The sequence below is a fragment of the Sphingomonas sp. genome (assembly GCF_051962185.1).
GTDB lineage: Bacteria > Pseudomonadota > Alphaproteobacteria > Sphingomonadales > Sphingomonadaceae > Sphingomonas.
Genome location: NZ_JBQCCN010000009.1, coordinates 1 through 5295, shown reverse-complemented (window position 1 = coordinate 5295; position 5295 = coordinate 1). Strand labels below are relative to the sequence as shown.

Annotated in this window: 8 protein-coding genes and 1 tRNA gene; 4 read left to right on the top strand and 5 right to left on the bottom strand. The window is 65.9% G+C overall.

What is annotated here, in order from left to right:
* The 3 genes from gatB to ACTHJR_RS00755 all read left to right on the top strand — a co-directional run.
* The coding region (gatB, locus tag ACTHJR_RS00765) for an Asp-tRNA(Asn)/Glu-tRNA(Gln) amidotransferase subunit GatB (protein WP_440521125.1) at nucleotides 1-988 on the top strand (988 nt) is incomplete at its 5' end.
* A gap of 44 nt (nucleotides 989-1032) precedes the next feature.
* Complete coding sequence (locus tag ACTHJR_RS00760; protein ID WP_440521124.1) at nucleotides 1033-1434, top strand: GNAT family N-acetyltransferase; 402 nt, start codon at nucleotides 1033-1035, stop codon at nucleotides 1432-1434.
* Between the two features lie 55 nt (nucleotides 1435-1489).
* Nucleotides 1490-2155, top strand: coding sequence for a peptidylprolyl isomerase (locus tag ACTHJR_RS00755; protein ID WP_440521123.1), 666 nt, complete (start codon nucleotides 1490-1492; stop codon nucleotides 2153-2155).
* Nucleotides 2156-2197: 42 nt separating this feature from the next.
* Here the strand turns inward: ACTHJR_RS00755 and ACTHJR_RS00750 are convergent, their stop codons facing one another.
* The 5 genes from ACTHJR_RS00750 to ACTHJR_RS00730 form a co-directional block, all read right to left on the bottom strand.
* Nucleotides 2198-2998 carry a hypothetical protein gene (locus ACTHJR_RS00750; protein WP_440521121.1) on the bottom strand — a complete coding sequence of 267 codons (801 nt, stop codon included), beginning with the start codon at nucleotides 2996-2998 and terminating at the stop codon, nucleotides 2198-2200.
* A 196-nt stretch (nucleotides 2999-3194) separates the two neighbouring features.
* Nucleotides 3195-3848, bottom strand: a complete 654-nt coding sequence (locus tag ACTHJR_RS00745; RefSeq protein WP_440521119.1) for a hypothetical protein — start codon at nucleotides 3846-3848, stop codon at nucleotides 3195-3197.
* A gap of 57 nt (nucleotides 3849-3905) precedes the next feature.
* The gene (locus tag ACTHJR_RS00740; protein ID WP_440521117.1) at nucleotides 3906-4613 is read right to left on the bottom strand and encodes a hypothetical protein; all 708 of its coding nucleotides are present in this window, start codon (nucleotides 4611-4613) and stop codon (nucleotides 3906-3908) included.
* A gap of 89 nt (nucleotides 4614-4702) precedes the next feature.
* Nucleotides 4703-4909 (bottom strand): hypothetical protein, encoded by a 207-nt coding sequence (locus ACTHJR_RS00735; RefSeq protein ID WP_440521116.1) that lies wholly within the window; start codon nucleotides 4907-4909, stop codon nucleotides 4703-4705.
* A gap of 4 nt (nucleotides 4910-4913) precedes the next feature.
* A complete protein-coding gene (locus tag ACTHJR_RS00730; protein WP_440521115.1) occupies nucleotides 4914-5081 on the bottom strand; it encodes a hypothetical protein in 168 nt (55 codons plus the stop codon).
* 106 nt (nucleotides 5082-5187) lie between these two features.
* On the opposite strand from ACTHJR_RS00730, the gene ACTHJR_RS00725 reads away from it, so the two are divergent.
* Nucleotides 5188-5272: transfer RNA gene (locus ACTHJR_RS00725), tRNA-Leu, on the top strand.
* Nucleotides 5273-5295: the final 23 nt, after the last annotated feature.

The following is a 5295-nucleotide window of genomic DNA, read 5'->3' as shown; positions in this document are numbered from 1 at the left end:
CTCGGGCGTCGCGCTGATGGAGATCGTCAGCAAGCCCGACATGCGCTCGCCGGCCGAGGCCGGGGCGTATCTGACCAAGCTGCGCTCGATCCTGCGCTATGTCGGCTCGTGCGACGGCAATATGGACCAGGGATCGATGCGTGCCGACGTCAACGTCTCGGTACGCAAGCCCGGCGAGGCGTTCGGCACACGTACCGAGACCAAGAACGTCAATTCGATCCGCTTCGTCATGCAGGCGATCGAGCATGAGGCGTCGCGCCAGGTCGACGTGCTCGAAGCCGGCGGCAAGATCGTCCAGGAGACACGACTGTTCAATCCCGACACCGGCACGACGCGGTCGATGCGGTCGAAGGAAGACGCGCACGATTACCGCTATTTCCCCGATCCCGACCTGCTGCCGCTAGAACTCGACGACGCGTTCCTCGAGGATTGCAAGGCGAGCCTGCCCGAACTGCCCGATGCCAAGCGCGCGCGGTACGAAGCGCTGGGGATCACGCCGTACCAGGCCAATGTGCTGACCGCCGAAGTCGAGACCGCGCGCTGGTTCGACACCTTGCTCGACGAGGGCGCCAAGCCGGTCGCGGCTGCGAACTGGGTGTCGTCCGAGCTGTTCGGTGCGCTCAACCGGCTGGGCAAGGACATCACCGAATCGCCGGTCACGCCGGGTCAGGCCGGCGAATTGCTGGCGCTGGTCGCAGACGGCACGCTGTCCAACACCCTCGCCAAGCAGGTGTTTGAGGCCATGCTCGAAACCGGCGATGCGCCGGGCAAGATCGTCGAGGAGCGCGGTCTCAAGCAGACCAGCGACACCGGCGCGATCGAGGCGGTGATCGCCGAGGTGCTGGCGAAGAATCCCGGCCAGCTCGAGCAGTATCGCGGCGGCAAGGAAGCCTTGTTCGGCTTCTTCGTCGGCCAGACGATGAAGGCGATGGGCGGCAAGGCCAATCCGGCGGTAGTCAACGAGCTGCTCAAGAAGGCGCTGTCCTGATCGACATCCGGGTCCGACCCGCGACGCCCGCCGATTATGACGCGGTGGCACGGGTCTGGCTCGACGGATGGCTGTCGACCGGATTGAGCAATGGCGACGATCCGACGCCCGCCGCGATCCGGGCACGGATCGACAAGGATCTGGCGAAAGGCTGGACGTTGATGGTCGCGACCGCCGAAGGCGTCGTGATAGGCATGCTCGCGACCTATCCCGGCAAGGTCGATCAATTGTTCCTCGACCCCGATTGGAAGGGCAGGGGCATCGGCAAGGCGCTGTTCCCCGAGGCGAAGCGGCTGATGCCCGAAGGATTCACGCTGTGGGCCAACACCGCGAATGCGCGTGCCCGCGAATTCTACGAGCGACAAGGAATGACGCTTGGCGAGATCGCGCCTCGCCCCGACAAGCCCGAACAGATCGTCGCGCATTACCGATGGTCGCCTGGCTGATCCGTTGCGGTCGCGCTTGTGTCGCCATAGGCTGGGGAGTGAGAGGAGTTCCACGATGCTCCGACTGATCCCGATGACGCTGGGCCTATTGGCGGCGCCCGCGCTTGCCCAAACCAGCCCGGCGCCTGCGCCGCAGCCCGCTACCGCTCCGACGGTCGTGCCGACACCCGCGAAGCCCCTGCCGCGCGTGAAGATCGACACCACGGCTGGCAGCTTCACGCTCGAGATCGAGACGGTGAAGGCGCCGATCACCGCCGCCAATTTCCTGCGCTACGTCGACCAGAAGAAGCTCGACGGCATCACTTTCTATCGCGTCGTCAAGGTCGCCGACAAATTCGGCTTCGTGCAATTCGGCACCAATGGCGATCCCAAGCGGACGCTGCCGCCGATCAAGCACGAGCCGACCACGATCACCGGGCTCAAGCACCTGAACGGGACGATCTCCACTGCGCGGCTGGCGCCCGGCACGGCGCGCGGCGACTTCACCATCAGCGTCGGCGACCAGCCCTCGCTCGATGCCGACCCGACCAAGCCCGACGACGCGACCCATACCAATCTCGGCTATGCCGCGTTCGGCCATGTCGTCGACGGCATGGACGTGGTGACCAAGATTCTCGACGGACCGATCGACCCCGGCGCGACGGTGCGGGGTGCGTTCCAGGGTCAGGTGCCGGCGGCGGCGGTCAAGGTGTTGAGCGCGAGGAGGGTGCCCAACGGCTGATCGTTTCGGCCAGCCGATAATCTACAGCGATGCCGCGGCCATTCAGGACACGGCCTGCACCTGGATCAATCCGTCCGACCACAACAGGACGTCGTCCGGATCCGAGGCATTCCGGGCGATCAGCGTGCCGTTGAAGCCCGCGGCAAAGATCTTTTCCCGATCCTTCTTGCCGAATCCCTCGATATCTTTGGAACTCAGATCGAGCGCATACGGGATCATCTGTTCGAACCGGCCGAAGGCTGCCGCCAGCGCCGCCCTCGCGCGGCTGCCGTGGTTCTCGCTCCAGCGGTCTGCATTCTCGCGCGGCTCGTACGATGGGCTGCGCAGCCGAACGATGCTCGCCAGCCGCTGGCGATATAGCGTTGGGTCGGACGCTGCGTTCGCGCCCCTGGCTTGCGGCCGTCGCACGATCGTAACGTCGGCGATGACGCGGATTTGCGAAAAATCAGGCGATAATTGATAGCGATAGACGATCGAGACGCATTGCGGGGCTCCGGCGGGTGCGACGCCGTCGCAACCGCCGGCCCCCGAAGCTCCGCCGATCGCGTCGACATCGCGCGCTTCGAGCCAGGCGGTTTTGGCCATGGCGGCCCTGGTCGCCGATGCGGCCAGCGCATCGACATCGACATCGGCCAGCGCCTGTCGCACTGAAGCCGCTGTGGCGTCGGCTTTCGCGCGCAGCGTTCGCCGCATCGTGTCGCGCCGGTCGTCGGTCGCCTCGATGATGATGACACCGATCAGGCCGCCACCATTGGCCGCACTCGCGACGCGGCCGAGGTCGATGGTCGTTTCGATCTCGCGCGTCGCCACCGACATCCGCACGTCGCGTCCGCCGTCAACCATGCGGTCCCTTTGCGCGAGGGTGACGATGGGCGTCTTTTCGGCAGCGGAGGCGGCCGCGTCGGCTGACGCCGCGGCGACCGCCGCCAACATCATGGAAAGCCAAATCCCATTCCGCACGGGCCACTCTCCCCGCTATCGACTGATGTAAGCCGGGCCGCCGGCGGGTGGCCGGCGGCTCGTGACGCGACGATCGGTTTTACTTGGCGGGAGTCATGCTCTTCGCGAATTCGAGGAAGTTTTTGGCGAACACGTCGCGCAGTTCCTGTTCGGCGACCTCAGTCTCGTCGGTGGTCTTGGGCGGGAAGTGTGACAAGCCGTTGCCGCCACGCCCCTTGACCAGATTGGCCTTGGCCTTGCCGTCTCGGAAATCCTTGAAAATGAAACGATTGTTGAGCGAGCGTCCGTAGATCGCCTTTTTCGTGTAGAAATTCTGGGTGACGATCAGTTCGGCGTAGCACGTCGCCGTCGACGAACTCAGGCGATTGTTGGCCTTGGTGGTGACGTTGCGATCGGCAATCGGCTGTTCGTAAATGATCTTCGACCGCGGAAGCTTGAGCGCGCCGACCATGTCGATCGACTTCATCGCTTGAACCTGAAGGCGGGGCCCCAGCGCTTCCTTCAGATATTCGGCTTCGCTGATGTTGCGATTTTTATTCTTGGCCGCATCGGCGACCGCCCCGACGATGCCGAAACCGGACAGCCAGCCGGTGGTCATCGCCTGACCCTCCAGCGTCGGGAAAATATGCAGTTCACATGCCGGATCAGTGGCCGGCGTTGCGGCAGCGGGGCTTGCCGCTCGGGCATCCTGTGCTTTGGTTCCCTGTGCCGCCACGGAAATGCCGAGCAGCAAAGCAGCCGTCGCGAGCGTCGTCTGAATCTTCATGCGTTAGTCCCCCTTTTGAGTCGTTCAACTGGTCTTGGTCGGCGCCGGCTCGTCGTTGCCCGCCGGCGGCGGCCCGGCCGTGCCGCGAGCCGGCGTGGTTACCGATGCGGGCGCCGAAGCGCTGGTGGTCGATGCAGGCTCGGGCGCGCCACGGGACGTGACGGCCGGGACGTAGCTGATATCGTCACCGGTATGCGCCTTGAGCGCCCGGCCTTTGGGAATGCCGGTCGTTTTGCCCGTGATGAAAGCCGACAGGACGCCCGTCGCCAGCATCGTCGCCGCGCCGTCGTGGCTCTTTCCCTCTTCACGATAGCGGCCGTCGAGCGCGACCTGCTTGCCATCGAGATCGAGCGCGCGGAGCGTGATGGCCAGAATGCCGGGCCTGCCGAACGCGCCCTTGCGTCCGACGAAGGTTACCTCGCCATACCCTGTGGTCCCCTTGGGGATGACCACGGTCCCGCGATCGACGACGTCGCTGGCCACGGTGACATGGAAGCGGTCGCCAAGGTTCGCGCTCTCCGTCGACAGTCCGTCGTCCATCGCCACGATCAGCGGCGTGCCGGCGGGCAGGATCGAAGGCGAGGTGGCGGGAGCGTTCGATCCGGTGGTCTGGACCGTCGCTTGCGGGCGCGGCGCGCCGTCCGCACCGCTCGTCGCTGAATTCTGCGCAAGCGCCGCTGCGGAGGCGGCAAAGCCGACCGCAACCGCGCACAAATACGTGCGACCCCGCATGATTCCCCCTTGGCCGCGACGCTAGCCAAGCAACGCCGTCAAGTCATGGGAAATTTGCGGCGACGCCGCCTTTCGAAAAAGGCGTGTCGTTACTGAGCGTCGTCGTCCTGGTTCTTGGTCTCGCCACCGGTCCCGGCATTGCCGGAGAACAGACCGGGCGCGGTCAGCGTATCGGGCTCCGCCCCGCCTTCGCCGCGCTCGACCGCGTCCTTGCGCGCCTCGGCTTCCTGCTGAAGGTCGCTGCGCTCGTCGTCGCGGTGGTCGGTGGCGCTGGGCTGCTGATCGCGGTCGGTCATCTCTTTATCCTTGCGGGTTGGCGGGGCCGGTCGGCTGTTCGCCGGGCGAGGGGACGTCGATATCGGGCGCGGGCGGCGCGATCTCGGGCGGCGCGGGAGTCGGCTGCGCGGGCTGGCTCGGTTCGGGCGGTTGTCCGGGCGGGGGCGTTTCGGGCGGCGGGTTGGTGGCCATGACGGCTCCTTTCGCCGATTAAACGCGTTTGTCGCCCGCGCGGTTGCCAAGCGGGTTGCTCCCGGTGCCGCACTTGCTATAGACGCCGCCGACCGGCGGTCCTCTCGCGGGCGTGGCGGAACTGGTAGACGCGCTGGATTTAGGTTCCAGTATCGCAAGATGTGGGGGTTCGAGTCCCTTCGCCCGCACCAGTCCCCGCGCTTTTGGGCGGGGT

What these genes read in the sequence shown, in the direction of transcription:
- ACTHJR_RS00755 (WP_440521123.1), top strand. Translation starts at nt 1,490, where the DNA reads ATGCTCCGACTGATCCCGATGACGCTGGGCCTATTGGCGGCGCCCGCG.
- ACTHJR_RS00750 (WP_440521121.1), bottom strand. Translation starts at nt 2,998, where the DNA reads ATGGTTGACGGCGGACGCGACGTGCGGATGTCGGTGGCGACGCGCGAG.
- ACTHJR_RS00740 (WP_440521117.1), bottom strand. Translation starts at nt 4,613, where the DNA reads ATGCGGGGTCGCACGTATTTGTGCGCGGTTGCGGTCGGCTTTGCCGCC.
- ACTHJR_RS00735 (WP_440521116.1), bottom strand. Translation starts at nt 4,909, where the DNA reads ATGACCGACCGCGATCAGCAGCCCAGCGCCACCGACCACCGCGACGAC.
- ACTHJR_RS00730 (WP_440521115.1), bottom strand. Translation starts at nt 5,081, where the DNA reads ATGGCCACCAACCCGCCGCCCGAAACGCCCCCGCCCGGACAACCGCCC.